Genomic DNA, 25,110 nt, shown 5'->3' with positions numbered 1-25,110 from the left:
TGGTGCGTATGGGGTGGCAGCTTAACTTCCCTTATTGGTCATCAATGCTCTTAGTATTTTGCAATGTGTTGTTCTTAAAGCTGACTACAACATAGGGTGTACCATTTTTCTCTGCCAGTTTTTTTGCTGTTTGAGCTGCCCGCCGTAGTGCTTGATCAATATCTTTAAACTCTTTTTCTATCAGCTTTTCTTTTTCGGTCATAGATTAATACCTCGTGATATCAATTTAGGTTGGTCGTCTGAATTGTCATACAAAGACCATGAATTTGCTAGAGCGCTGTAAAGCTGATGAAAGTTTTCTAAGCCAGCTTTGAATCTACGCCTGATAGTGGCTTCTGGTATGTTGTGTCCACCAGCGGCGACTCTTGCGGCAACCCTGGCTATCGCAATTTCTGGGTCAGGCAGGCTTAGAAAAGCAAGCGTGATGTGATAGCCAAGTTTTTTCCATGCGAGAATATCTTTTGCGTAGGTTTTTCCTGAAAGCGTTGTTTCAATGGCAAAGCTGTTGCCAGCTTTTACATTAAGCTCAATTTCTTTCAGCATGAGTCTTGCCGCTTTAACCGCCGCTGTTTCAGGGGAAAAGGGCGCCAACCCGGCTGCGATCAGGTCGGCGTTGATGAATCATTAGGCAGGTATTCACGAGCGAAGGTAGTTTTTCCTGCGCCGTTTGGACCTGCAATAATGATGACTTTTTTCATCAGCCTAGACGTTGGTTAATTCTTTCAAAAACCACTTCGCATGGGATGGTTTTTACTTTATTCGAAAGGATGTCATCCAGGCGTTGCTTGGCAATATTTAGCCACGCTTGCTCAATCAGGCTGCATTCCCGCTTGTGAGAGACGGGTAAATGATTGGGCTGGTTTTTATCCATTATTTCTGCCAAGTATCCTTCAATGTTACCGTTCTGTTAAACACCGGTTTACCAGGCACACTGTCTTTTCTGTCAGCGACAAAATAACCGTGGCGTTCAAACTGGTAAATGTCGCCAGCACTGGCTTCTTGCGCACCTTGTTCCAATTGCGCAGTAATGGTGGTCACTGAATTCGGGTTAATGTCATCCAGAAAGTCTTTATCGCCGCTACCCGGATGCGCGTCTTTAAACAGGCGGTCATACAGGCGAATTTCAGCGGTGTAGGCATGCGCAGCACTCACCCAGTGGATGTTGCCTTTGACTTTGACGCTGTCTGAACCCGGTGTGCCAGATTTGGTGTCTGGCAGGTATTCGCAATGCACGGTAGTGACGTTGCCTGCGGCATCTTTTTCACAGCTGATGCATTTGACCACGTAGCCATATCGCAGGCGCACCATGTTGCCCGGGAACAGACGGAAGTAACCTTTGCTTGGCTCTTCCATAAAGTCTTCGCGTTCAATCCATAGCTCTTTGGAAAGTTTGACCACGCGTTTACCCAAATCCGGTTTCTGTGGATGGTTAGGTGCGTAGCAGTCTTCTTCCTGACTTTCAGGATAATTGTCGATGACCAGTTTGATTGGGTCGAGCACGCCGATTTTGCGTGGTGCGGATTCGTTGAGCACTTCGCGCATGCAGTCTTCAAGGATGCTGTAATCAATCCAGGAGTCAGCCTTGGAGACGCCAATACGATCCGTAAACAGCTTAAAGCCTTCTGGCGTGTAGCCGCGACGACGCGCGCCTGCCAACGTTGGCAGGCGTGGGTCATCCCAGCCTGATACATGTTTTTCTTCCACCAGTTGAATCAGTTTGCGTTTGGAGAGCACCACATAAGTCAGGTTTAAACGCGCAAACTCATACTGGTAAGGCACCGGGTTGGCCAGCAGGTTTGCTTCGACCAGGCGTGCCATCAGCCAGTCGTAGAATGGGCGTTGGTCTTCAAATTCCAGCGTACAGATGGAGTGGGTGATCTGCTCCAGCGCATCTTCAATCGGGTGCGCGAAGGTGTACATTGGGTAGATGCACCATTGGTCACCGGTGTTATGGTGATGCGCACGACGGATACGGTAAATGGCCGGGTCGCGCATATTGATGTTAGGCGAGGCCATATCGATTTTGGCACGTAAAATCATGCTGCCATCAGCATGTTTGCCATCACGCATTTCGCGGAAAATACGCAGGTTGTCTTCAATGCTGCGGCTGCGGAACGGCGAATCTTTACCAGGCTCGGTCAGGGTGCCACGGTTAATACGCATATCCTCGGCGCTTTGTTCATCCACATAGGCGTGGCCATGCTGGATCAGCGCTTCAGCCGCTTGGTACATCACGTTGAAATAATCTGACGCAAAGTACAGATTCGTTTCTTTGTTGCCATCAGGCGTGGCATTGTCCCAGCCAAAGCCCAGCCATTGCACCATGTCAGAGATGCTGTCTACATACTCCTGGCTTTCTTTCTCAGGGTTGGTATCGTCAAAGCGCAAGTGGCAAACACCGTTGTAATCACGTGCCAGGCCAAAGTTTAAAAAGATCGATTTGGCATGACCAATGTGCAGGTAACCGTTAGGCTCGGGTGGAAAGCGGGTGCGGATTTTAGCGAAGTCTACCTGGCCACTGGCTTGGTGTGCGGCGTCACCTGGCGAGCCAGCCCATTTTTTGCTCGCGTACTTGTTTTCTGCGAGGTCTTTATCAATCACGGCACGGATAAAGTTGGAGGCGGCTGGAATCGGTTCTTTTTCTGTCGACATGGCGGTTCTTGAAGTTTCTAAAGTATGTCTATTTTACACGCTTCGTGCTGTGCCCCAAAACGCTTAATGCACTGTATTTCAAGCCTTGATCGACCGGCGGCACAAGGCGGATATGCTACACTGCGGGCTATGATTAAAGCCCTTGATGCACTTAAAACAGTCATTCGATGAACAAACTGGCATTCCCGATATTAGCTGTACTGGCCGATGGCAAGTTTCATTCTGGCGAGACGCTTGCGCAACGCTTTGGCGTGACGCGGGCGACTGTTTATAACGCGATTCAATCAGTAGAAGCATTGGGCATTACCGTATTCTCCGTGCGTGGGCGCGGCTACCGCCTGCCCAAGGCGGTGACTTTGCTGGATGTGGATGCCATCGTGCAGGCCTGTGGCGAATATGCGCCGTGGTTTCATGTGCAGGTGCTGGCGCAGGTGGATTCAACCAACCGTTATTTAATGCAGGAAAGCGCACGGGGAATCGCGCACGCCACTTGTGTCGCTGCCCATATCCAGACCGCCGGGCGTGGGCGCCGTGGCCGTACCTGGGTATCACAGTTGGGTGGTAGCGTGACCTTCTCACTGTTATGGCGCTTTCAGTGTGGTGCTGCCGGTTTGTCTGGCCTTAGCCTGGTGGTTGGCCTGGCGCTGGTGCGCGCCTTGCATACATTGGGCCTGACGGATGTGCAGCTAAAATGGCCGAATGATTTGCTGGTACTGCATCAGGGACAATGGCACAAGTTGGGCGGTATTCTGATTGAGCTGCAAGGCGATATGGAAGGCCCAAGCGCAGCAGTGATTGGTATTGGCCTGAATCTGGAGATCGCGCCTGAGATGAGGCTGAATATTGATCAGCCGGTGTTAGGTCTGAATGCGTTATCTGCACAGGCGTTGGACCCGAATCTATTGCTGGGACGCTGCCTTAGCCAGCTTGCCATGCACTTAAACCAGTTTGCTGAACAAGGGTTTGCCTATTTTCAACGCGAGTGGACAACATATCATGCATTTCATCAGCAGTCGGTCAATTTGTTGCTGGCCAATGGCCAGACGATTCCTGGCCAAGTGCTCGGGGTAGCCGAAGAAGGCAGTTTGCTGGTAGAAACCGCGACTGGCCAACAACGGTTTAATGCCGGTGAAATCAGTGTGCGGAGTGCAGCGTGAAGTTATTGAACGCGAAGTTATTGATTGACGCAGGCAATACGCGCACCAAATGGGCCTGGTGCCCGGAGGATGCATCGCATGCATCCACTGTATGGCAGGTGCATGCATTAGAGCATGAACAGTGGTTGCAGGCGGATGTGGAAGCACAACGGTTGTTGCAGGCGATTGAGCAGGCCGAGCAGGTCTGGCTGAGCAATGTGGCTGGGTCAGATTGGTTGCAACGCTTACCTGCACTTGGTGATAAATTGCATCTGGTGCAATCACAGGCTTCTGCGCTGAGTGTGCAAAATACGTATGAGCAGCCTTCGCAACTGGGCAGTGATCGCTGGTGCAGCATGCTCGCTGTTTGGCAGCAGTTTGGTCGGCCAACCCTGATCGTTACTGCGGGGACGGCGATGACAATCGATGCGCTAGTGGTGAATAAGGCTGGGGCCAGGTTTGCTGGTGGTACCATACAACCAGGTTTGCGTTTGATGTGGCAAAGTTTGCAGCAAGGGGCGGCGCAACTGGATTATGCTTATCCCCTTGAACGTGATGCGCTGCCAGGCTTTGCACAAGAAAGCCGGCAGGCAATGTGGCTGGGTTGCTTGCAGGCATTGGCGGCTTCAGTCTCTGCACAGTTTGAGCGCATGTTAGCTTTGGTCGATTCAGTGCCTTTATTGGTACTCACTGGCGGTGATGCACCGTTATTACATCAATATTTGCCGGGTACATTGTCAGCGCAGGCGATTATTGTGGATAATCTGGTTTTAAAGGGGTTGGCCTGCCTGGCTAAAAATACAGACGAATGAAAAGCGCACAATAATGAAAAGACTATTCTGGATATTGCTGTTAGCCAACGTGGCAGTGTTTGCTTATTTTAAGCGCGACGCATCGCTTTCGGCAGTCAGCAGCCTTAAGCCTGAGATACATCCCGAACAGATAAAATTACTCAGTGCACAAGCATTGGCATCTTATCCCAAGCGTACGGTGGCGGTGGCATCTACTCCTGAGCCTGTTTTACAGCCTGAGGCAGTTGCGGCAAGCAACTCACCGGTCATGGCGCCTAATTTATCCAAAGCAGACATCAAAGCGCCAGAAGCCAACAAAGTCGCTGAGGCAAAACCTGTCGAAACTAAGTCCACTGAAGCCAGGCCTTCCGAAACCAAGCCTGCAGAGAAGCTGCCTGCCGACAAAACTCCTCTGGTCAAGCCAGCGGAAACACATGCGGCAGTCCAAACTGCGTGTTACGAGTGGAGCGGATTTAATATGGCGCGTGTGACTGAAGCCGCCAGTTTGGCACAGCAGATGAGTATTAAAACGCAAACCAATATGACCAGCAGCGGCCAGGAGAGCGTGCGCTACTGGATTTACAAGCCACCTTTGGCCACCGCAGAAGCTGCACAAACCAAAGCTGATGAATTGCGCAAACTGGGCGTTGAAGATTTCTTTATTGTGCAGGACGATCCTAAATGGCGTAACGCCATCTCATTTGGCGTATTCCGTGATGAAAAACTGGCAGACAAACTCATGGCCGACCTGAAAAATAAGGGCGTGAAACTATTGATTAAGGCGACGCGCAATGGCGGGCAGGCGGTCATCAAGCTACAGCAAGTGTCACCACAACAGTTCGCCAGTTTGCAGAAATCCCGCTCGCATTTTCCGGATAGCGTATTAAAAGAGATTCCTTGCCAGTAATCATGGAATGACTCAAACAAAAAGCCCGCAATTGCGGGCTTTTTGTTGTACAACGATATGAAAGTTAACGCTTTTTCGGCGGCAACATATCGGTAATGGTGCCTTCTTTAAGCTCTGCGGCAAAGCAAACAGTTTCAGACAGCGTAGGGTGGGCGTGAATTGTCAGGCCCAGGTCATGCGCGTCCGCGCCCATTTCAATCGCCAGTACAGCTTCAGCAAGCAATTCACCGGCGTTGATGCCGACAATGCCAGCGCCGATGACGCGATGCGTGTCTTTATCAAAAATCAACTTGGTGGCGCCTTCGGTACGCGCAATCGATAACGCACGACCACTGGCTGCCCATGGGAAGCTGGCTTTTTCGATCTCAATGCCTTTGGCCTTAGCTTCTGTTTCGGTTAAGCCCACCCAGGCGATTTCAGGGTCGGTGTAAGCGACGGATGGAATCACGCTGGCAACAAATTCAACTTTATGACCAGCAATCACTTCAGCAGCCACTTTGGCTTCATGCGTCGCTTTGTGTGCCAGCATGGGTTGGCCGACAATGTCGCCAATGGCGAAAATGTGAGGCACATTGGTGCGCATTTGTTTGTCGACGGTAATAAAGCCACGCTCATCCACAATCACACCTGCGTTTTCTGCACCGATGTTCTTACCGTTTGGACGGCGGCCAATGGAAACCAGAACGCGGTCGTATTTCTGTGTTTCTTTCGGCGCGTTGGCGCCTTCAAAGTCAACATAAATACCGTCTGCTTTGGCTTCCAGTTTAGACACTTTGGTCGAGACTAAAATACTTTCGAAACGTTTTTCCATACGCTTTTGCAATGGGCGCACCAAGTCACGGTCTGCACCTGGAATCAGGCCGTCCATAAACTCGACCACACTGACCTTGCTGCCCAGTGCGTCATACACCGTGCCCATTTCCAGGCCGATAATGCCGCCGCCAATCACCAGCATGCGTTTGGGGACATCAGCCAATGCGAGTGCGCCAGTTGAGTCCATAATGCGTTCGTCTTCTGGCGCGCCAGGGAATTTAGTCGCTTGTGAGCCTGCCGCAATAATGGCATGTTCAAAGCCAACCAGGGTGACGTTGCCATCGGTGGCAGTCACCGCAATCTGGTGAGGGCTGGTAAATTTACCAACGCCACTGACGACAGTCACACCACGCATTTTAGCCATTTGTGCAAGGCCGCCAGTGAGCTTGCCGACCACGTCGTTGGCTTTCCAGTTACGCAGTTTGTCGAGGTCGATGTTCGGTTGGCCGAAACTTAGGCCGTGATGTTCGGTTTCCTCGGCTTCGGTAATCACTTTTGCAGTATGCAACAGGGCCTTGGATGGAATGCAGCCAACGTTCAGGCACACACCGCCCAGGGTCGGATAGCGCTCAACCAGCACGACTTTCAAGCCTAAGTCCGCCGCACGGAAAGCGGCGGTATAGCCGCCTGGGCCTGAACCGAGCACCATGACCTGACAGCTTACGTCATTGTTGCCTGTTGCTGCCGCTGGAGCGGGTGCAACAGGTGCGCTTGTTTGTGCTACTGGGGCGGCAGTTGCCTCCACGGCTGCAGGCTTCGATTCAGCTGTCGCGGCCTGGGCACTTTCTACCACTAAAATCAGGCTGCCTTTGGCGACCTTGTCACCGACTGCAACTTTGAGTTCTTTAACGACACCCGCGTGTGAAGAGGGGATGTCCATGGAGGCTTTATCAGATTCTACCGTGATCAGTGAATCCTCTTTGGCGATGGTGTCACCCACGGCCACCAGCACTTCGATGACATCGACGCTGTCAAAATTGCCGATATCCGGCACCAATATTTCAACCATTTGACTCATGAAAACCTTATATTCCGATTAGTTTTGCTATTTTATCACCAAAAGAACAAGATCACTTTCAGGCTGTCTACACATCCTAATGTCTGCTAGTTGCGCCGCTCGCAGGGTGGGCGACTGGCGCCGGTTTCATGGTGCAGGTTTCATGGCCGTAGTTGCCGCCTGTGTCATCTGGTTCGTAATAATCGTTTTTGAAGGTCCAGCCATTTTTGCCAACTTTGGTGAATTGGCCCATTCCAGTGGAGAACTCGGCATATTTGGCATCAGACAGTTTAAACGTCATGGCCAGTTGTTTGCCACGTGTAATGGCTTGTCCGGTATAGCTTTGCTTGTTTTCGGTGTGGGTTGCCAGATCGTATACGGACACTTGCGACGTGCTGTTGCGTCGATTCTTTTTCAAATAAATGGTTACTTCATAGTCACCGACGGTGACATTGTTGCCTTTGCAGAGATATTCGCCGCTGTAGTCCAGGCTGGCAACAGGCGCCGCAAATGCTGGCACAGAAAAGGATGAGAGCAACACGAGTGTGGTCAAGCAGGATTTAACGTTCATATGACTTCTGAGATGATTATTTTGGCGTGAAATTCTTTAAAAGCCGATGTTTTTAACGCGACTTTTAAATACGTTTCATCATAAGTCCAATTGCCTAATTTACCAAGTCTCTTTTGGAATATTTCTGAGGTTTTATCAGGGTTTGTAGGACGCATCCCGGTACTATTTGTGAGAGAATGCAAGCTATTTTTTAAGGAATTCCGTTTCAGGGGATCATGTTGCAGCGTTTGTTATCTCGAATTTCACCGATTGTCTGGCTGACCCTGTTCCTGATCGGGTCGATCTTTTACCTCTGGCGCCTGCAACAGCCGCAAGAGCTGGTAGAGGTGGCCGCCGAGGCGTTGCCATTACAATGCGTTTCTTATGCGCCGTACTACAAACCGGGCATGAATCCTACGATTAAAGACAGCTTTGTTGATCCGCTGCAGATTGAGCAAGATTTGCAGGCACTGTCTAAAGTCACGCGCTGTGTGCGTACTTATTCGGTTGGCCAGGGGCTGGATTACGTGCCAAAAGCGGCGCAAAAATTGGGCATGAAGGTCATTCTTGGAGTTTGGATTGGCTGGGTGGATGCGCTGAACCAGTCTGAATTGCAATTGGCAGTGCAACAGGCTAACCAATACCCTGATACCGTGCGTGGCCTGGTGGTTGGTAATGAAGTGTTGCTGCGCGGTGAACAAACCGAGCCGAAAATGCATGAATATCTGCAATGGGCCAAAGCCAATACCAAGGCCCCTGTCACTTACGCTGACGTCTGGGAGTTTTGGCTCAAGCATCCCACGCTGGAGCAGGATGTCGACTTTGTGACCGTGCATATTTTGCCTTATTGGGAAGACAAGCCAGTGGCGATTGAGCAGGCGGTTGCGCATACGGCGTCTGTCATGGGCCACTTGGGCACTGTGTTTAAAAAGCCAATTTTGATTGGCGAGACTGGCTGGCCATCACAAGGGCGTCAGCGCTTCTGGTCCAAGCCGAGTGCGATCAATCAGGCACGCTATATGCGTGAGTTTTTACAAGCGGCGCACGTCAATCATTGGCAGTACAACGTGATTGAAGCGGTTGATCAGCCATGGAAGCGCGAGCTTGAAGGCACAGTTGGCGGTTATTGGGGCGTGCTGGATACGGATTTACAGCCTAAATTTAATCTGCAAGGCCCTGTAGCAGAGCGCGCCGATGGCTTTAAACCTTACCTGCTGGCTTTGGTACTTGCCGTAGCAGCCGTTGCCTGGGGACAATACAAGCGCGTGCCTGTAAACCAAATGCTGTTGCTGGCGTTTACTGGCGGTGTGGTTGGCTTGCATGCTTATTTGCAGGTGGGGTATGTGCAGTTGGCCGCACGCAATAGCGCCGAGTATGCCATGTTAGGTGGCCTGGTATTACTGGGCTGGACATTAGTGCTGATGCAATTGCGGCAATGGCTGGGTTTGGGCATCAAGCCTTGCATCGAGCAATCATTATTGCGCTTGCTGGCGCTGGCATTTTTGTTGACCAGCGCCGGGCTGGCGATCAATGGGCGTTATCTTGATTTTCCGCTGATCCTGGTTGGCTTGCCATTGGTGATGATCGCTATTTCTATCATCACAACGCCTTTGCGTGCTAGCACACAGGCACCTTTGCCGATGGTGGGCATTTGGCTGACAACAGTGATGGTGGTGATTGCGGCCAATATGGCAATTGCGGTGGCCATGACGGAACCTGGCAATGTGATTGCCTGGTGGTGGTGTGCAGCATGTGGTGTGGCACTGTTTTTGTTGCCTGCCAGAAGTGTGCAGCTTAGCCAATAAAAGTTTAAATAAATACATCAGACATGATGGAAAGAGTGAGAAGTGATCGTTTCTTGGTTTAAAAAACTGGTACCCGGGTTGGTGTTTGCCATCCTGTTTTCGGCGTTGCATTTCGGCCTGTGGGCCTTGGCCAACCGTGCATTGCCGCTGATCAATGTGAAACCAGCAGTCAATGGATTTGCTTATTCAGGCTACCGTGGCAATCAAAGCCCGCTTGATGGGCAGCACCCAAGCACGGCCGAGTTGGCGGAGGACCTGGATTTGATGCACAAGCACACGCGTCATATCCGCATGTATTCGTCGCTGGATTTGAATGAGGTTGTGCCGCTGGCCGCCAGACGCAATATGAACGTGATTGCAGGTGCCTGGATTGATACCGATAACCAGAAAAACACCCGCGAGATCTCTGCCTTGCTGGAAAAGCTGGAGAACTACAGCAATATTGATCGCGTGATTGTGGGTAACGAAGCCTTACTGCGTAATGATTTGCCAGTGCAGTCGCTGATGGGTTACCTGGATTTTGTCAGGGAGCATAGCAATGTGCCGGTTTCAACGGCTGAACCATGGCACGTTTGGCTCAAGCATCCTGAGTTGGTGAAGCATGTGGATTATATCGCCGTGCATTTGCTGCCATACCACGAGGGTGTGCCAGTGGAAAAAGCCGTGCAATACACCATCGAGCGTTACAACCAGCTCATGCAGGCTTACCCGCGTAAAAAAATCGTGATTACCGAGGTGGGCTGGCCTAGCCGCGGCCCGGCTATTGGCGCCTCTGTTGCCAGTGAAGTCAATCAGGCGCGTTTTATTCGCGAGTTTCTGGCGCGTAATTCAATTGAAGACCTTGATTTTTACCTGATGGAAGCGTTTGACCAACCCTGGAAAGTGGCACTGGAAGGTTGGGCTGGCGCGTATTGGGGCATGTATAACGCCGACCGTCACCAGAAGTATTCGCTGCAAGGTGCTGTACCGCCAAATACGCGCTGGATTGCGAAAGCGACCTGGTCTAGCTTGCTGGCCTTTATTCCACTCATGTTAATTGCATGGCGTTTCAAACACTGGGGCATAGGCGGTGTGTTGTCGATGGCCGTGTTGTTCCAGGCATGTATTACCACCCTCACCATTGCCTGGAACTTGCCTGGTGATTATTACTACACCCTGCGTGATTTCGTGGTGCTGATTGGCCTGATCCTGGGCATTGCATTGACCTCTATGGTGCTGATGATTTATGCCGCCGAGTTCAGCGAGGTGATGTTTAAACCTGCCTGGCGTCGCCTGTTTAAGCGCGCGCAAGCCCTGCCAGCAGACCAGGAACTGTTCGTGTCTATCCACCTGGCCTGCTACAACGAACCGCCGGAGATGGTGATTGCCACCATTGATAGCCTGCGTCACCTGAATTACACGCACTATGAAGTGATTGTGGTGGATAACAACACCAAAGATGAAGCCAAGTGGAAGCCGCTGGAAACGTATATGGCGACCATGCCGGATAATTTCCATTTCTACCATCTGCCTTCCTGGCCTGGCTTTAAAGCCGGGGCATTGAATTTTGCTTTGGATAAAACGCACCCTGATGCAAAAGTGGTCGGCGTGGTGGATGCCGACTACGTAGTGACCCCGGACTGGCTGTCTGACCTGGTGCCACACTTCCAGGAGTCGCAAGTCGCAGTAGTACAAGCGCCACAAGCACACCGCGAATGGGAAAATCACTTTTTCCACCGCATGTGTAACTGGGAGTTTGAAGGCTTTTTCCGTATTGGCATGCACCATAGGCATGAACGTAATGCCTTGATTCAACACGGCACCATGACTTTGATTCGCCGTGAATCACTGCAAACACTGGGTGGCTGGTCAGAATGGTGTATTTGTGAGGATACTGAACTTGGTTTGCGCTTGCTCGAGAACAATATGGAGCTGCGCTACATTGATGAAACTTTTGGTCGTGGCCTGACACCAGCCAACTTCAAGGCGCTTAAATCACAACGTAACCGCTGGGCGTTTGGTGCCATGCAGATTCTTAAGCACCATATGCCTAAATTACTGGGCAAGTCATCGTTGAATTTCAGCCAGCGTTATCACTTTCTCACCGGCTGGTTTGGCTGGTTTGGTGAAGCCTTGCAACTGGTATTCACCATTGGTTCTATCGGCTGGACCATTGCTATGCTGGCGTTTCCTAAATACTTTAGCCTGCCTGTGGTGGTCATGATTGTGCCTATCCTGTGTTTCCTGGCGATCAAGGCGATTCTGGGGCCCGTGCTGTACCGCAAAACCATGCATTGCAGCTGGACGGATATTTTTGGCGCTTCACTGGCCAGCCTTGGCTTGTCACACGCGATTGCCAGAGGCATTATCAACGGCCTGACGCACAAGGCTGGGGTGTTTGTGGTGACCAACAAAACTAAAGCCAAGCTCAGCAACTGGCAACTTATAGATCCGATTAAAGAAGAACTGTTGATTCTGGTATCGCTGATTATGGCGGGCGCAGCCATGTTGTATGCACGAGGCTTTAGCAATCTGGATGCGCAATTATGGGTGTCCATGCTGGCTCTGCAATCGCTGCCGTACTGGAGTGCGCTGGCATGTCAATGGATATCGGAAGGGAAGTAAGTCATGACGCTTTTCCACCTGATCAGGTGGAAAAGCCCTTGATCTATAAGGGGCGGGCGGCACACAGCAACCAGGTCAGCCGCTTTGACCCACACGCCCGTGTGGCCGTTGACGATGGGTGGGGAACGCTTGATGAGGATGCCCCGCCATTACGCACCGAAGTCATGCTGGATGCCGCGAAAACAGTCATCAACTACATCCAGTCGCCTGATTTGCCTTTTGATCGTACCCTCAACCATTACCGGGGCTGTGAGCATGGCTGTATTTATTGCTACGCACGTCCTACGCATGCTTATTTAGGCTTGTCGCCCGGGCTGGACTTCGAATCGCGCTTACTGATGAAAGCGGATGCCGCCGAGTTGCTCAAAAAAGAGCTGGCGCATGCCAAGTATCAATGTGCGCCCATCGCACTCGGCATGAATACGGATAGCTACCAGCCGATTGAGCGTGAATATCAGTTGACGCGAAAGATCATTCAAGTGCTGGCTGAGGCGAATCACCCATTCAGTCTGGTGACCAAATCGTCGCTGGTCGAGCGGGATATCGATTTAATCGCCCCCATGGCCGCCAAAGGTTTGGCCAGCATCTACTTGAGCATCACGACACTAGATAGACAGATTGCGCGCCGACTGGAACCACGTGCGGCAGCGCCTGAACGCCGTTTTGAAACCCTGCGCCGTCTGAGCGAGGCAGGTATTCCGACGGGGGTCATGGTGGCACCAGTGATTCCGGCGTTGACCGATTGCGATATGGAGCAGATCCTGCAACAAGCACATCAAGCGGGTGCCAGAAAAGCAGGTTATGTGTTTCTGCGCTTACCGCATGAGTTAAGCGGTTTGTTTGAGCAATGGTTGCAACAGTATTTTCCGCTCAAAGCCAGCCATGTCATGAGTCTTGTGAAGCAAAGCCGTGGCGGCAAAACCTACCAAAGCGGGTTTGGTCAACGCATGCGTGGCGAAGGCATGTTTGCCGATTTGCTGGCACATCGTTTCAAACTCAGTTGCCAGAAGCTGGGCATGTCAGGCGAAAGGTTGGGCTTCCGTACCGATTTGTTTAAGGTGCCGGATGCCTGGCGGCAGTCGTCAAACAGCCCGCAACTCACATTGTTTTAATCACCATGCTTGATTTGTTATTTGGCGATTTGTTATTTGTCTATGGCACCTTGCGCCAAGGTAACGCAAACGCAATGGCTGCTTATCTTTCTACGCATGCTGAATTCGTCACTGGAGGCTGGTTTCAAGGCCTGATGTACCAGATCAGCTATTACCCTGGTGTGATTGCCTCTGACTGTGCTGATGACCGCGTCTATGGGGAGGTTTACCGTTTGCATGATGCGCAAAGCACGCTGGCTGTGCTGGATGATTATGAGGCGTGTAGTGCCCGACATCGGCAGCCTGCGGAGTATCAACGGCTTCACACGCAGATACTTGCCGTAGATGGTCGCGTATTGGAACAGGTGTGGATTTACCTGTATCAATGGCCTCTGGACAATAAGCGACTGATTGAATCTGGTGACTTTATGCAGCACGAACAACTGATATGAAAACAAAGGGCGCCATCAGCGCCCTTTGTTTGATATTGCAGCTTAGAGTAACAACCTTCTCACATCACTCAGCATCACTCGCAGGTGGCTGGTGAATCTTGCACCGTCTGCACCGTCGATCACGCGGTGATCGTAAGAAAGTGAAAGTGGCATGATCAGGCGTGGGTCAAAGCCGCCGGTGTCTTTGTTGTAGACAGGCTGCATGGCCGCACGCGAGACGCCTAAAATCGCCACTTCAGGGCAATTGATGATAGGCGTGAACATGGTGCCGCCGATACCGCCCAGGCTGGAAATGGTAAAGCAGCCGCCTTGCATTTCTTCTACTTTCAGCTTGCGTTCGCGTGCTTTGGCAGACAGGTCAGCCAGGTCGCGTGCGATATCCATCACGTCTTTCTGGTTCACATCACGCACCACTGGTACTACCAGGCCATCTGGCGTGTCGCAGGCGAAGCCGATGTTGTAATACTGCTTGAGAATCAGGCTATCACCTTCTGGTGACAGTGACGCGTTAAAGTTAGGGTAGGTACGCAATGCGTTGACCACCGCTTTCATCAGGAAAGCCAGCAAGGTCAGTTTGACGCCACGTTTTTCTGCTTCGGCCAGCATAGACTTACGGAAGTCTTCCAGGTCGGTAATGTCGGCTTCATCAAACTGTGTGACGTGCGGTGCGGTCACCCAGTTACGGTGCAGGTTGGCACCGGACAATTTCTTGATGCGTGACAGTGGTTTGTTTTCGATGCTGCCAAACTGGCTGAAATCGATCACTGGCATTGGCAAGGTGCTCAAACCGCCACCCACGCCCATGTTTTCAGAACGTGGCTTGGACAGCTCGCCTTTAACGTAGGCTTGTACATCCGCTTGTAGAATGCGGTTTTTCGGGCCGTTGGCTTTGACCAGTGACAAGTTAACGCCAAGCTCACGTGCAAACTTACGCACAGAAGGGCTGGCATGCGCCAGTTTGCCGCTGCTGGCAACACTGCTGGCTGCGACCGGGTTCGGGGTCGCTTGCGGTTGCACTACTTGCGGCACTTCGGCCACCGGGCGTGTTGGCTCAGGAATAGCCACTGTTTTTTCATCAACCTTGACCGTTGCCACGACTGGCGTGGCCGTTGGTTGCGGGGCGACTTTCTCAGCCGGTGCTGCTTCGGCAGTGGTATCCAGCGTTAGAATCAGCGCGCCTTGCTTGGTTTTGTCGCCAACGTTGATATGAATCTCTTTGACCACCCCAGCCAATGAAGAAGGGATGTCCATGGAGGCTTTGTCAGACTCCACGGTAATCAGCGAGTCTTCTTTGGCCACGGTGTCACCCACGCTGACCAGGACTTCAATCACGTCGACGCTGTCAAAGTTGCCGATATCCGGCACCAGTACTTCTTTGATAGACATATTCTATACTTTCCTTATGTCGTGACCTTAGATCGTGGCCGGGTTGGCACGAGTAATGTCGATATTATATTTTTTGATCGCTTCGGTCGCTTTGCTTGCTGGCAGCTTGCCGTCATCCGCCAAGGCTTTCAGTGCGGCCAGTACCACGTAGTAGCGGTCAACTTCAAAGAAGCTGCGTAGTGCTTCACGTGAGTCAGAACGGCCATAACCATCGGTGCCCAGTGCGACAAAGCGATTAGGGACATAGTTGTGGATCTGGTCAGCAAACGAACGCATATAGTCAGTGGACGCAATCACCGGGCCTTCAGCTTTTGCCAAGGCTTGAGCAACGTAGCTTAGCTTAGGCTTGGCTTCCGGGTTCAGCAGGTTGTGACGCTCGGCATCAATACCATCGCGGCGCAACTCGGTAAAGCTGGTCACGCTCCACACGTCAGCAGACACGCCCCAGTCTTTTTCCAGCAATTCAGCGGCAGCAATCACTTCACGCAGAATCACACCGGAACCCATTAACTGAACCTTAGGACCTTTGGCTTTGGACTTGCTGAAGCTATACATGCCTTTGAGGATGCCCTCAGCACTGCCTTCCGGCATGGCAGGATGAGTGTAGTTTTCGTTCATCAGGGTGATGTAGTAATACACATCCTCCTGGTTTTGCACCATGCGGCGCATGCCTTCCTGAATGATCACGGCCAGCTCGTAAGCAAACGTTGGGTCATAAGACACGCAGTTTGGAATCGTGGCGGACATCAGGTGGCTATGGCCATCTTCGTGCTGCAAACCTTCACCGTTCAAAGTGGTACGGCCTGCGGTGGCACCCAGCAAGAAGCCGCGTGCGCGGCTGTCACCGGCGGCCCAGGCAAAGTCGCCAATCCGCTGGAAACCAAACATGGAGTAGTAAATATAGAACGGAATCATTTGCGTGCCGGTGACGCTGTAAGACGTCGCGGCCGCCAGCCAGCTGGCGAAAGAGCCAGCTTCGTTAATGCCTTCTTCCAGAATCTGGCCACTTTGAGATTCTTTGTAGAACATCACCTGGTCAGAGTCTTGTGGCTCGTACAACTGGCCGACAGAAGAGTAAATACCTAATTGACGGAACATGCCCTCCATACCGAAGGTACGCGCTTCGTCTGGCACGATAGGCACCACATATTTACCGACTTGCTTGTCACGTACCAGTGTAGACAGAATACGCACAAAGGCCATGGTGGTCGAAATTTCACGCTCACCGGTGGCACCCAGCATGTTTTCAAATGCAGATAGTTCAGGCACGGTCAACTCGTTACCTTTACGGCGACGGCTAGGCACAAAGCCACCCAAAGCAGAGCGGCGTTCCATCATGTATTTGATTTCCGGGCTGTCTTCGGCCGGACGGTAGTAAGACAGGTTTTCTACTTGCTCGTCAGTCAATGGCAAGTCAAAGCGGTCACGGAACGCTTTCAGTGAGGCGATATCCATGCTTTTTTGCTGGTGCGTGGTGTTCTGGCCTTCACCAGCTTCACCCATGCCATAGCCTTTAACGGTTTTAGCCAGGATAACGGTAGGTTGACCCTTGTGGTTCACTGCAGACTGGTAAGCTGCAAATACTTTGTGTGGATCGTGGCCGCCACGGTTCAGGCGCCAGATATCAGCATCTGACATGGCCGCGACCATTTCACGCAGCTCAGGATATTTGCCAAAGAAGTGCTCACGTGTGTACGCGCCACCTTTTTGTTTGAAGTTCTGGTATTCGCCGTCCACACATTCTTCCATACGTTTGCGCAGAATGCCGTCTTTGTCCATGGCCAGCAGTGGATCCCAGTAGGAGCCCCAGATGACCTTGATCGCGTTCCAGCCCGCACCGCGGAAGTTGGATTCGAGTTCCTGGATAATTTTGCCGTTGCCGCGCACCGGGCCATCCAGGCGTTGCAAGTTACAGTTAATGACAAAAATCAGGTTATCCAGGCCTTCGCGTGCAGCCAGTGAAATCGCGCCTTGTGATTCCGGTTCGTCCATCTCGCCGTCACCGCAGAATACCCATACTTTACGGTCAGCCGTATCAGCAATGCCGCGGTTATGCAGGTATTTGAGGAAACGTGCCTGATAAATACCAGCCAATGGGCCCAGGCCCATAGATACGGTTGGGAACTGCCAGAAATCAGGCATCAACCAAGGGTGAGGGTAGCTGGACAGGCCATTGCCACCAGTTTCCTGGCGGAAGTTGTCCATTTGTTCTTCAGAGATACGGCCCTCAAGGAAAGCACGCGCATACACGCCTGGTGAGGAGTGGCCCTGGAAGTAAATACAGTCGCCGCCAAAGCTTTCGTTGGCAGCGCGGAAAAAGTGGTTAAAACCTACATCGTATAGCGTTGCTGCTGACTGGAAGCTGGCAATATGGCCGCCAATCCCTGGCGATTTTTCGTTGGCACGCAACACGGTCATGATCGCATTCCAGCGAATCAGTGCGCGTACACGGCGCTCCATCTCCGGGTCTCCTTGCAGTTTGCCCTGCAAGTGGGTGGGGATGGTATTGACGTAAGAGGTGGTTGCCTTATAAGGCAAATGGCCGCCGGAACGGCGGGCCTGATCAATCATTGCTTCCAGCAGGAAGTGGGCGCGCTCTGGCCCTTCATTCTCAATGACGGCACTGAGGGCTTCTAGCCATTCTTGCGTTTCTTGTGCGTCGGTTTCATTGAGGTGTGCTTGCGAATGCGTTGCCATGCGTGAGGATTCTCCGAGTTTTTAGTCGCTATGCGTATAATCTAGCACCTAGTATCCCGCACCTGGCCATGCCTAGCGCTGAGGAAAGTGTTGATTACCAAGAAGGGATTCCGAAATTGGACACTGCTTTTATGGTAACACGTTGCTGAATTTAGGTGATGAGCCTCAGCAACCTAGCTATCAACTGTAAGTGTCTCTTTTTTGGCGCTTTTGGTCAAGTTTTGCATGAATGAATCATGCCTAACTACAGGTATTTGCTACGTTTATTTAATGTTTTATATAAGAGTGTTTTCTAAAGATATGCGCATCGAGTGGTCCCAAACTTCTGAAGTCAGTTCAACCTTATTATCAGCTTATGCCAAGCATATATTGGTCGTGTTTGAAGAAAAGTTTTTTTCGTCATCGCCATTCGCTGATGCGCTGGCGCTTAAATTGCAGCGTGCTGGCCTCACCGCAGCCGATTTAAAAGACAAGCCAGTCACGCTGGAGTTGGCCGATGGCACACTGGTCAGCCTGTGCCAGGTGGAGGCTACAGCATCCGCATTCGGCGTGACTACATTGTTGCGTACGGCCATCAAACCTTTACTCAGCGAGCATCCGGCACGTATTGCCCTGGCAATACTTTCTAAGAAACATGCGGCCTCACTCGCCAGATTGGCAGCTTATGTCACCCTGGTGAATGCACAAGCCTTGCCCGTGCTGAAACAAAAAACTGCCAGCCAGAAACTGCGTGAAATCGGCGTGTTTGGTGTCGCCGATATTGCCTGGACTGATGAAGTCACGGCATTGGTGGCTGGCAATACCGTTTGCCGCGCACTGACCATGACGCCGCCCAATATGCTGACGCCAGCCTTGTACCGTCAATGCCTGCAAACCATGGCCAGCGAAAAAGGCTGGCAATATGCCGAGTGGGACACCGAGGCACTGCGCCAACTGGGCGCAGGTGCATTTGTCGCGGTGGCACAAGGCTCTGAGCCCCAAGATGCCGCCATCGTCAAACTGTCTTACCGCCATCCACAAGCTGAAAAAACGCTGGCACTGGTTGGGAAGGGTATTTGTTTTGATACCGGCGGCCATAATTTAAAGTCAGCCAAATATATGCAGGGCATGCACCAGGATATGAATGGCAGCGCAGTGGCGGTGGGCGTGTTGCAGGCGATCAGTGCGCAACAGCTGCCTATCAATGTGGATTGCTGGCTGGCACTGGCACAAAACCATATTGGCCCTAACGCTTACAAGCAGAATGATGTGATCACCGCCCTGAATGGTATGAGCATCGAAATCGTACATACGGATGCCGAAGGCCGTATGGTACTGGCGGACACCTTGACCTTGGCTAGTCGTGACAAACCAGATGTGATGGTAGATTACGCCACGCTGACCGGCAGTATGCAAACGGCGCTGGGTTCTCGCATGAGCGGCATTGTGGCTAATCGCCAAGCCTTGGCAAACCAGATGGTGGAAGCAGGTGCGGTGAGCGGTGAGCGCCTCGTGGCTTTCCCTTACGCTGAAGACTACGACAGCGAGCTCGATAGCGACATCGCCGATATCAAGCAGTGCACCATGGATAGCGATGCTGACCATATCCTGGCGGCCCGCTTTTTAGGTAAATTTATCGAGGGTGACGTGGACTGGTGCCACGTCGATTTATCGTCTTATGCGCACAAAGAGGGCTTGGGCGCTGTGGCCAGCGAGGTGAACGGCTTTGGCGTGGCGCTCACCTTGCAATGGTTGCAGGCTTTCATGGCAGGCAAGTAGAAGGTTAACCACAAGCGCTGCAACGTGCCAGCCACTCGCGGCCTTTGAGCATCAGGTGCCAGTACAGAGAAGGCAATATATATTTCTTTAGCCACCAGGCACTGCGCCGAGGCTTGGTCGAGTCCCAGGGAAAGGTCGGCACGATTTTGCCACCATAACCAAACTCGGCCAGGATGATTTTGCCTTTTTCTACGGTGAGTGGGCAGGAGCCATAACCATCATAACGTGAAGGCAGGGCGAGGCCCGCGCGGGCAGCTAACAAGTTCTCGGCCGCAATCACTACTTGCTTGCGCGCAGCGGCAGCCGTTTTTGCATTCGGTGTATTGGTACAATCACCTACCCCGAAAATCTCCGGGTAACGCACATGTTGCAAGCTGTGTTGATCGACTTCCACCCAGCCATCGGCATTGGCTAACGGGCTTTGCTTGATAAAGTCTGGCGCAACTTGTGGCGGTACTACATGCAATAGGTCAAACGACTCGCTGACACGGTTGATATTGCCGTCGGCATCTTTCACATTAAACCAGGCTGTTTTACCAGGGCCATCCACTTCGACTAATGTGCTGTTCAAATGCAAATCTACCTGATAGCGGCGGATATATTGCATCAGCGGCTCCACGTACTCCTTGACGCCAAACAGCGCAGGCGTACTACTGTAGAACGACGCTTTGATATTGCCCAGGCGTCCCTTGCTCAGCCACTCGGCACAGGAAAGATACAAGGCTTTTTGTGGTGCGCCCGCACATTTGATTGGCATTGGTGGCTGGGTAAACAAGGCTTTGCCGGATTGCAATTGTTGCACCAACTGCCAGGTGTAAGGCGCCAGGTCAAAACGGTAGTTAGAGGTCACACCATGCTGGCCCAGCGTTTCTGGCAAGCCTTTAATCCCTGCCCAGTTGAGTTTAAGGCCCGCAGCAACCACCAGTTGCTGATATTGAATGTTGCCCAGCTTGTCGGTGCTGACTTGTTGTTGTTCCGGCTGAAAGCTGGTGACTGCGGCCTGCAGCCAGGTGACCCCGGACGGAATGCAAGATGCCATGGGGCGTACCGTTTTCTGGGCGTCAAATTCACCGGCACCGACCAGGGTCCAGGCTGGCTGGTAATAGTGCTGCTCCGAAGGCTCTATGATGGCAATGCTTAGTGCCGGTGCGCGTTTTTTCAGGCTGGCTGCAATGGCACAACCGGCTGAGCCGCCGCCTATAATCACAATGTCGAAATTGGTTTTTTGCATGAGATGAAAGTTTTTCTAATTTTCTAATAATGAAGACGTTGGTAAGGTTAAGGGCTTAGCCAGCTTTTAACTTTATGCAGTAAGCCTGCTTGTTCGGAAGACTGGCAGCAGGCAGGTTTGGCCGCCGTTTCTGCAGAAGCCGGGCCGTTATGTAATGCTTGTTGATACACCTGGCTGGCCCGGTTACCTGTCCTGCAAAACCCGAGTACAGGGCCTGGGTGCATATTCAGCAGGGCCTGCAATTGCTGCACATGCTCAGGCCTGATTTGGTTGGGTAACACCGGGATATCCGCGTAGGCGATGCCCAGTGAGGCTGCTTTTGCGGCAAGTGTCGCGCTGAGGGGCTGCGCATCGCCGCCTTCGCCATCTGGCCGAAAATTCACAACCAGCTTGATACCGTTGGCTGCCAGTGCATCCAGGTCTGTTGCCGTTAACTGGTCGCTCACACTGTAGCGTTGATCAATTGTTTTGATGTCCATCTTTCTTTCCTATGCGCTTTTTAGTTGCGCGGTTGCTGTCTTTTGGCAAAACTCGCGATGTAATACCTGAATCACCGCCAGGGCCGCCGGGCTGCCTATGCTGTAAAACACATTTTTGCCTTCACGGCGGGTGCTCACCAGTTGCGCCTCGCGCAGTACGGTTAATTGTTGCGACAGGCTGGGTTGTCTTAAATTCAGGTTGTTTTCCAGCTCGCTGACCGATTTCTCGCCTTGTGATAACTGACATAACAGCAACAACCGATCAGTGTTTGCCATTGCTTTCATTAACTGGCTGGCCTGATCGGCCGATGCTCTTAACTGGTCAAAAAGATCCACCGCAATATCCGAAGTTTGCATAATACCCCTAGAATCATCATTTATTTTTTATACTATTTATACGTTGAAATTCAATCATAAACCTGTTGTCACAGATTGTGTACGCTTTAACACTTAAGTGATTGACCGTGATCATTGTTTGAAATCAATCTGTGGTAAAGTTTGTCGCACAAATTAAAAGTGAGAGGCCGCTGCGGCAACCCTCACCATCACAATAAAAATACTGGGGGTTATCGGGATGATGCAATCACTTTCATGGATCAGCTTGTTTCCTGAACTGGAAGCGCTGGAAGATGCGGCTAAAAAGCTGCTGACGCAATATGCACGTATCGTAGAGGCGCCGATAGGCACCATAGGCTATCGTGAAGGCGACCATTGCGGTGGTTATGTGCTGCGGCTTAAAGGGCGCTCCCGTGTCTATAAAATGTCAGCCAGTGGCCGCGAGATTGTGTTGTACCGCGTCGGCGCCGGTGAAACCTGTGTCATCACCACGACCTGTTTGCTAGGCAATAGTCAGTATCCTGCTTCGACCATTGTCGAAGAAGAAATTCAGGATGTGATTGTGCCGGATACGACTTTCCATAAACTCATGATCGATTCACCGGTATTCAGGCAATACGTGATGCAAAATTATGGCGCCTTGATCAGCGACCTGATCGTGTTGTTGGATGAGGTGGCCTTTCAAACGCTGGATGCACGCCTGGCCAAATGGCTGCTGGACATGGGTAATAACACGATTCAACGCACGCATCAGCAAATTGCCGATGAATTGGGTACGGCGCGTGAGGTGATCAGCCGCCAGTTAAAGCGCCTGGAACAAAAAGGCTGGTTGACCATGGGGCGCGGCGTGATTGAAATCCAGCAGCGTGGCGAATTGCTCAAACTGGCGAACAGCAGCCAGTAGTACTGTATCTGCCCAGATACAAAATTCTCCCGGCTTCGATACATCCCTTCGTCATCTCTCATGATTGAATGCACGTTAACAACATGACTGCATTAAGCAGTGTGCTTCAAGAGAGGAAACTAGCATGCGTAAATTAATCTTATCCAGCGTGGTTATGATGGCGGCGAGCCAGAGTGCATTTGCCGATGCCGAATATATTGACCGGGCCAGAGTGTTGTCGGTCGCACCGCAAGTGCAGCAAATCAATCAACCACGCCAGGAATGCCGTACCGAATATGTGCGTGAAAGCGTATATGAATCTAGTCGCTCTAATACGGGTGCGATTGTCGGTGGTGTCGCCGGTGGTTTGTTAGGCAGTACCATTGGTCGTGGTAATGGCCGTATTGCGGCCGCTGCGGTAGGCGCGGGTGTGGGTGCAATTGTTGGTGATCGTGTCGGTAACCAGAATGCCTATGGCAACGAGCGCATCGTGACACGCCCGATTGAGCAGTGTGTGATGGTAGACCAGTGGCAAACGGTGACTACCGGCTATATGGTGAATTATGAATACCAGGGTCGTCAATATTCGACCATGATGGACAGAGACCCAGGCCCGGTATTGGATGTGACCGTATTAGTCAGACCGAATGTGGTGCAGATTCAGCCTATGCCAGCCCCTGGCTATCGTCCGGCCGCAATGAGAGGACATGGTCCACGCCAGCATCGTCAATATTGGTAAATGCATGGCTGTTAATAAGCGCGGTGCCCGCCATGGCATCGCGTTTATGCTTTGAGCAGCACGATCACCGCACCACTACCGCCATCATTGGCGCGCGCCTGGGCATAGGCAATGACTTCATCTTTTTGCATCAGCCAGTTGCGCAGTTTGTGTTTGAGCACGGGTTCTTTGTTACGCGAGCCCAGGCCTTTGCCATGCACAATGCGCACGCAGCGCAAGCCGCGTTTTTTGCAATCAGCAATAAATTCAGACACATATAACCTGGCTTCATCGCTGATCAGGCCATGCAAATCTATGTGTGCCTGCACCACCCAATGGCCACGCCGCAGTTTGCTCAGCACCATAGGCGATTGGCCTTCGCGCAAATACAGTAACTCTTCGCCGCTTTCTAGTTCGTGGGCGGGAATGTAATGATCGCTCAAAGAATCCACCAGGGCTTGTTGTTCGTCTTTAATCAGTTGCCGCGGGATCGGTTTCGGTTTTTTGGGCGCATGCGAAATGCGATTGGTTTTGACCGGGCGTGCGCCTTTGACTGCTTCGTGAAACAGTGTCAGATCATCTTCGTCTTTGTCCGGCAACTCATGTGACATCTTGTAATTTTAAAATAAAAAAGCGCACCGGGGGTGCGCTTCTTCATTTCAGCAGCTAGATTTACTCCAGGCTGGTCAAGTAGCGCTCGGCATCCAGCGCTGCCATACAACCGGTGCCAGCACTGGTGACAGCCTGGCGGTAAATATGGTCTTGCACGTCACCGGCGGCAAATACGCCAGGTACGCTGGTGGCAGTAAAATTACCCTGACGGCCAGTTTGCGTCACAATATAACCGCCTTCCATCTCCAGCTGGCCTTCAAAAATCTGTGTATTTGGCTGGTGGCCAATGGCGATAAACACGCCTTTGAGAGCAATGTCTTTGGTGGTGCCAGCATTCACATCTTTCACGCGCATGCCGGTTACGCCAGTGTTGTCGCCTAATACTTCATCCAGCGTGTGGAAGGTTTCCAGTACGATCTTGCCTTCCTTGACGCGGTCCATCAGTTTATCGACCAGGATCGCTTCGGCCTTGAATTTGTCGCGACGGTGTACCAGCGTCACCTTGCTGGCAATATTAGCCAGGTAGAGGGCTTCTTCAACAGCCGTATTGCCACCGCCAATCACGGCGACTTCCTGGTTACGGTAGAAAAAGCCATCACATGTGGCGCAGGCAGATACGCCTTTACCGGCAAAGGCCTCTTCACTTGGCAAGCCCAGGTATTTAGCTGACGCACCCGTAGCAATAATCAAGGCATCGCAGGTGTACTCACCGTTATCACCCACCAGGCGGATCGGTTTTTCTTTGAGATGCGTGGTGTGGATATGGTCAAAAATCATCTCGGTATTAAAGCGCTCGGCATGCTGTTGAAAACGCGCCATCAATTCCGGACCCATGACGCCATTGGCATCGGCAGGCCAGTTATCGACCTCAGTAGTCGTCATCAGCTGGCCGCCTTGAGCCAGGCCGGTAATCAACACCGGGTTGAGGTTTGCGCGAGCAGCATAGACCGCTGCGGTGTAGCCAGCAGGGCCTGAGCCAAGAATCATTAAACGGGCATGTTTTGTTGCCATGATGGGATTTCCAGTGTTTGGTGAATTATTTTTATGTAGATGGGGATGGGCATCTGTGATTTAAATGCCCATCTCACTTAATGTCTTTTAAAGAAAGGTTTCAGTCGTATTACTCAAGCAAACTGCGTAACATCCATGCTGTTTTTTGGCTTCGGCATAACCTGAAGGTTAGCCTACACCGAAAAACAGCATCGATTATCT

Annotated in this window: 23 protein-coding genes; 10 read left to right on the top strand and 13 right to left on the bottom strand. The window is 51.8% G+C overall.

Features of this window, described 5'->3' with window-relative positions; all coding sequences use genetic code 11:
• Positions 1-31 precede the first annotated feature (31 nt).
• The 4 genes from OH31_RS15090 to OH31_RS00155 all read right to left on the bottom strand — a co-directional run bounded on the left by OH31_RS15090 (position 32) and on the right by OH31_RS00155 (position 2,652).
• Positions 32-202, bottom strand: coding sequence for a hypothetical protein (locus tag OH31_RS15090; protein ID WP_158497420.1), 171 nt, complete (start codon positions 200-202; stop codon positions 32-34).
• Positions 199-543: a hypothetical protein gene (locus OH31_RS14290; protein WP_242402141.1), complete on the bottom strand. Its 345-nt coding sequence runs from the start codon at positions 541-543 to the stop codon at positions 199-201. Before OH31_RS14290 ends, OH31_RS15090 begins: the two co-directional genes overlap by 4 nt.
• A gap of 154 nt (positions 544-697) precedes the next feature.
• The gene (locus OH31_RS14970) at positions 698-871 is read right to left on the bottom strand and encodes an addiction module protein (RefSeq protein WP_148296184.1); all 174 of its coding nucleotides are present in this window, start codon (positions 869-871) and stop codon (positions 698-700) included.
• Positions 871-2,652: a glutamine--tRNA ligase/YqeY domain fusion protein gene (locus tag OH31_RS00155; RefSeq protein WP_024929127.1), complete on the bottom strand. Its 1,782-nt coding sequence runs from the start codon at positions 2,650-2,652 to the stop codon at positions 871-873. Before OH31_RS00155 ends, OH31_RS14970 begins: the two co-directional genes overlap by 1 nt.
• Before the next feature lie 167 nt (positions 2,653-2,819).
• Here OH31_RS00155 and OH31_RS00150 point away from each other — a divergent pair, with 167 nt between their 5' ends.
• The 3 genes from OH31_RS00150 to OH31_RS00140 are packed head-to-tail and all read left to right on the top strand — an operon-like array spanning position 2,820 to position 5,486.
• On the top strand, positions 2,820-3,809 hold the full coding sequence (locus tag OH31_RS00150) for a biotin--[acetyl-CoA-carboxylase] ligase (protein ID WP_024929126.1): 990 nt from the start codon (positions 2,820-2,822) through the stop codon (positions 3,807-3,809).
• Positions 3,806-4,600: a type III pantothenate kinase gene (locus OH31_RS00145; protein WP_024929125.1), complete on the top strand. Its 795-nt coding sequence runs from the start codon at positions 3,806-3,808 to the stop codon at positions 4,598-4,600. The genes OH31_RS00150 and OH31_RS00145 overlap by 4 nt, the downstream gene beginning before the upstream one ends.
• A gap of 13 nt (positions 4,601-4,613) precedes the next feature.
• Positions 4,614-5,486 (top strand): SPOR domain-containing protein, encoded by an 873-nt coding sequence (locus OH31_RS00140; RefSeq protein WP_024929124.1) that lies wholly within the window; start codon positions 4,614-4,616, stop codon positions 5,484-5,486.
• 64 nt (positions 5,487-5,550) lie between these two features.
• Here OH31_RS00140 and lpdA read toward each other — a convergent pair whose 3' ends face one another.
• Entirely contained in the window at positions 5,551-7,317 is a 1,767-nt protein-coding gene (gene lpdA / locus OH31_RS00135) for a dihydrolipoyl dehydrogenase (protein ID WP_024929123.1), read from the bottom strand.
• A 76-nt stretch (positions 7,318-7,393) separates the two neighbouring features.
• Complete coding sequence (locus tag OH31_RS00130; protein WP_019882749.1) at positions 7,394-7,867, bottom strand: hypothetical protein; 474 nt, start codon at positions 7,865-7,867, stop codon at positions 7,394-7,396.
• A 215-nt stretch (positions 7,868-8,082) separates the two neighbouring features.
• On the opposite strand from OH31_RS00130, the gene OH31_RS00125 reads away from it, so the two are divergent.
• From OH31_RS00125 to OH31_RS00110, 4 genes are read left to right on the top strand one after another with little or no spacing between them, the layout of a single operon-like run.
• Positions 8,083-9,651 (top strand): hypothetical protein, encoded by a 1,569-nt coding sequence (locus OH31_RS00125; RefSeq protein ID WP_024929122.1) that lies wholly within the window; start codon positions 8,083-8,085, stop codon positions 9,649-9,651.
• Positions 9,652-9,693: 42 nt separating this feature from the next.
• On the top strand, positions 9,694-12,255 hold the full coding sequence (locus OH31_RS00120; protein WP_024929121.1) for a glycosyltransferase: 2,562 nt from the start codon (positions 9,694-9,696) through the stop codon (positions 12,253-12,255).
• On the top strand, positions 12,234-13,367 hold the full coding sequence (locus OH31_RS00115; protein ID WP_024929120.1) for a PA0069 family radical SAM protein: 1,134 nt from the start codon (positions 12,234-12,236) through the stop codon (positions 13,365-13,367). The genes OH31_RS00120 and OH31_RS00115 overlap by 22 nt, the downstream gene beginning before the upstream one ends.
• Before the next feature lie 5 nt (positions 13,368-13,372).
• Entirely contained in the window at positions 13,373-13,798 is a 426-nt protein-coding gene (locus OH31_RS00110) for a gamma-glutamylcyclotransferase (RefSeq protein WP_024929119.1), read from the top strand.
• 42 nt (positions 13,799-13,840) lie between these two features.
• Here the strand turns inward: OH31_RS00110 and aceF are convergent, their stop codons facing one another.
• A complete protein-coding gene (gene aceF, locus OH31_RS00105) occupies positions 13,841-15,184 on the bottom strand; it encodes a dihydrolipoyllysine-residue acetyltransferase (protein WP_019882742.1) in 1,344 nt (447 codons plus the stop codon).
• Positions 15,185-15,211: 27 nt separating this feature from the next.
• The gene (gene aceE, locus OH31_RS00100; protein ID WP_024929118.1) at positions 15,212-17,881 is read right to left on the bottom strand and encodes a pyruvate dehydrogenase (acetyl-transferring), homodimeric type; all 2,670 of its coding nucleotides are present in this window, start codon (positions 17,879-17,881) and stop codon (positions 15,212-15,214) included.
• A gap of 300 nt (positions 17,882-18,181) precedes the next feature.
• On the opposite strand from aceE, the gene OH31_RS00095 reads away from it, so the two are divergent.
• Positions 18,182-19,639 (top strand): leucyl aminopeptidase family protein, encoded by a 1,458-nt coding sequence (locus tag OH31_RS00095; protein WP_024929117.1) that lies wholly within the window; start codon positions 18,182-18,184, stop codon positions 19,637-19,639.
• Between the two features lie 4 nt (positions 19,640-19,643).
• Here OH31_RS00095 and OH31_RS00090 read toward each other — a convergent pair whose 3' ends face one another.
• From OH31_RS00090 to OH31_RS00080, 3 genes are read right to left on the bottom strand one after another with little or no spacing between them, the layout of a single operon-like run.
• A complete protein-coding gene (locus tag OH31_RS00090) occupies positions 19,644-20,870 on the bottom strand; it encodes an FAD/NAD(P)-binding oxidoreductase (protein WP_024929116.1) in 1,227 nt (408 codons plus the stop codon).
• 47 nt (positions 20,871-20,917) lie between these two features.
• Positions 20,918-21,349: a TIGR01244 family sulfur transferase gene (locus OH31_RS00085; RefSeq protein ID WP_019882738.1), complete on the bottom strand. Its 432-nt coding sequence runs from the start codon at positions 21,347-21,349 to the stop codon at positions 20,918-20,920.
• A gap of 9 nt (positions 21,350-21,358) precedes the next feature.
• Positions 21,359-21,706, bottom strand: a complete 348-nt coding sequence (locus OH31_RS00080) for a helix-turn-helix transcriptional regulator (RefSeq protein WP_019882737.1) — start codon at positions 21,704-21,706, stop codon at positions 21,359-21,361.
• A 217-nt stretch (positions 21,707-21,923) separates the two neighbouring features.
• Here OH31_RS00080 and OH31_RS00075 point away from each other — a divergent pair, with 217 nt between their 5' ends.
• Both OH31_RS00075 and OH31_RS00070 read left to right on the top strand, forming a co-directional pair.
• Positions 21,924-22,589 (top strand): Crp/Fnr family transcriptional regulator, encoded by a 666-nt coding sequence (locus OH31_RS00075; protein ID WP_024929115.1) that lies wholly within the window; start codon positions 21,924-21,926, stop codon positions 22,587-22,589.
• Between the two features lie 124 nt (positions 22,590-22,713).
• Positions 22,714-23,307, top strand: a complete 594-nt coding sequence (locus tag OH31_RS00070) for a glycine zipper 2TM domain-containing protein (RefSeq protein WP_024929114.1) — start codon at positions 22,714-22,716, stop codon at positions 23,305-23,307.
• 44 nt (positions 23,308-23,351) lie between these two features.
• Here OH31_RS00070 and OH31_RS00065 read toward each other — a convergent pair whose 3' ends face one another.
• Both OH31_RS00065 and trxB read right to left on the bottom strand, forming a co-directional pair.
• Positions 23,352-23,897: a Smr/MutS family protein gene (locus OH31_RS00065; protein WP_024929113.1), complete on the bottom strand. Its 546-nt coding sequence runs from the start codon at positions 23,895-23,897 to the stop codon at positions 23,352-23,354.
• 61 nt (positions 23,898-23,958) lie between these two features.
• Positions 23,959-24,909 (bottom strand): thioredoxin-disulfide reductase, encoded by a 951-nt coding sequence (gene trxB / locus OH31_RS00060; protein ID WP_019882732.1) that lies wholly within the window; start codon positions 24,907-24,909, stop codon positions 23,959-23,961.
• Between the last annotated feature and the right edge of the window lie 201 nt (positions 24,910-25,110).

The sequence above is a fragment of the Methylophilus sp. OH31 genome (genome assembly GCF_000576615.1).
Taxonomy (GTDB): domain Bacteria; phylum Pseudomonadota; class Gammaproteobacteria; order Burkholderiales; family Methylophilaceae; genus Methylophilus.
This window is presented reverse-complemented; position numbering and strand designations above follow the sequence as displayed.

Excerpts from the sequence above, each read along its gene's own strand:
- OH31_RS00130 (WP_019882749.1), bottom strand. The coding sequence starts at position 7,867 with ATGAACGTTAAATCCTGCTTGACCACACTCGTGTTGCTCTCATCCTTT.
- OH31_RS00085 (WP_019882738.1), bottom strand. The coding sequence starts at position 21,349 with ATGGACATCAAAACAATTGATCAACGCTACAGTGTGAGCGACCAGTTA.
- OH31_RS00110 (WP_024929119.1), top strand. The coding sequence starts at position 13,373 with ATGCTTGATTTGTTATTTGGCGATTTGTTATTTGTCTATGGCACCTTG.
- OH31_RS00075 (WP_024929115.1), top strand. The coding sequence starts at position 21,924 with ATGATGCAATCACTTTCATGGATCAGCTTGTTTCCTGAACTGGAAGCG.
- aceF (WP_019882742.1), bottom strand. The coding sequence starts at position 15,184 with ATGTCTATCAAAGAAGTACTGGTGCCGGATATCGGCAACTTTGACAGC.
- trxB (WP_019882732.1), bottom strand. The coding sequence starts at position 24,909 with ATGGCAACAAAACATGCCCGTTTAATGATTCTTGGCTCAGGCCCTGCT.
- OH31_RS00090 (WP_024929116.1), bottom strand. The coding sequence starts at position 20,870 with ATGCAAAAAACCAATTTCGACATTGTGATTATAGGCGGCGGCTCAGCC.
- OH31_RS00095 (WP_024929117.1), top strand. The coding sequence starts at position 18,182 with ATGCGCATCGAGTGGTCCCAAACTTCTGAAGTCAGTTCAACCTTATTA.
- OH31_RS15090 (WP_158497420.1), bottom strand. The coding sequence starts at position 202 with ATGACCGAAAAAGAAAAGCTGATAGAAAAAGAGTTTAAAGATATTGAT.
- OH31_RS00080 (WP_019882737.1), bottom strand. The coding sequence starts at position 21,706 with ATGCAAACTTCGGATATTGCGGTGGATCTTTTTGACCAGTTAAGAGCA.
- OH31_RS00140 (WP_024929124.1), top strand. The coding sequence starts at position 4,614 with ATGAAAAGACTATTCTGGATATTGCTGTTAGCCAACGTGGCAGTGTTT.
- OH31_RS00125 (WP_024929122.1), top strand. The coding sequence starts at position 8,083 with ATGTTGCAGCGTTTGTTATCTCGAATTTCACCGATTGTCTGGCTGACC.
- OH31_RS00065 (WP_024929113.1), bottom strand. The coding sequence starts at position 23,897 with ATGTCACATGAGTTGCCGGACAAAGACGAAGATGATCTGACACTGTTT.
- OH31_RS14290 (WP_242402141.1), bottom strand. The coding sequence starts at position 543 with ATGCTGAAAGAAATTGAGCTTAATGTAAAAGCTGGCAACAGCTTTGCC.
- OH31_RS14970 (WP_148296184.1), bottom strand. The coding sequence starts at position 871 with ATGGATAAAAACCAGCCCAATCATTTACCCGTCTCTCACAAGCGGGAA.
- OH31_RS00150 (WP_024929126.1), top strand. The coding sequence starts at position 2,820 with ATGAACAAACTGGCATTCCCGATATTAGCTGTACTGGCCGATGGCAAG.
- OH31_RS00155 (WP_024929127.1), bottom strand. The coding sequence starts at position 2,652 with ATGTCGACAGAAAAAGAACCGATTCCAGCCGCCTCCAACTTTATCCGT.
- aceE (WP_024929118.1), bottom strand. The coding sequence starts at position 17,881 with ATGGCAACGCATTCGCAAGCACACCTCAATGAAACCGACGCACAAGAA.
- OH31_RS00115 (WP_024929120.1), top strand. The coding sequence starts at position 12,234 with ATGGATATCGGAAGGGAAGTAAGTCATGACGCTTTTCCACCTGATCAG.
- lpdA (WP_024929123.1), bottom strand. The coding sequence starts at position 7,317 with ATGAGTCAAATGGTTGAAATATTGGTGCCGGATATCGGCAATTTTGAC.
- OH31_RS00070 (WP_024929114.1), top strand. The coding sequence starts at position 22,714 with ATGCGTAAATTAATCTTATCCAGCGTGGTTATGATGGCGGCGAGCCAG.